This window comes from Acinetobacter sp. WCHAc060033, from assembly GCF_004209125.1.
GTDB classification, from domain to species: domain Bacteria; phylum Pseudomonadota; class Gammaproteobacteria; order Pseudomonadales; family Moraxellaceae; genus Acinetobacter; species Acinetobacter wuhouensis.
In genome coordinates this window covers 1-323 of sequence record NZ_SGSW01000210.1, presented here as the reverse complement: position 1 = coordinate 323, position 323 = coordinate 1, and the positions used below count along the sequence as shown (strand labels likewise).

At 33.7% G+C, this 323-nt stretch carries 1 protein-coding gene; it reads left to right on the top strand.

Annotation, left to right across the window (positions count from 1 at the left end):
- Positions 1 to 86: 86 nt before the first annotated feature.
- Positions 87 to 323 (top strand): roadblock/LC7 domain-containing protein (locus EXE10_RS21300; RefSeq protein ID WP_130114622.1); only part of this gene is annotated, 237 nt, incomplete at its 3' end.

The following is a 323-nucleotide window of genomic DNA, read 5'->3' as shown; positions in this document are numbered from 1 at the left end:
GCTAAATAGTAAAGTGTTTTAGTAAAGCAAAATAAAAATTGAATTACTAAAATGAACAACAATGTTAAATAGAAACGGGGACGCTCATGGCTCGTATTACACTAGATCAATTAACTGATATCGATGGTTTCGTTTGCGCTGCATTAGTAGATAGCGAAAGTGGTTTATCTTTAGCTACAGCTGGTACTGGCTTAGACTTAGAATTAGCAGCAGCAGGTAATACTGAAGTTGTTCGTGCTAAGCGCAAAGTTGCTAAAGCATTAAAATTAGATGATGTAATTGAAGATATTTTAATTACATTAGGTAAGCAGTATCACTTGATT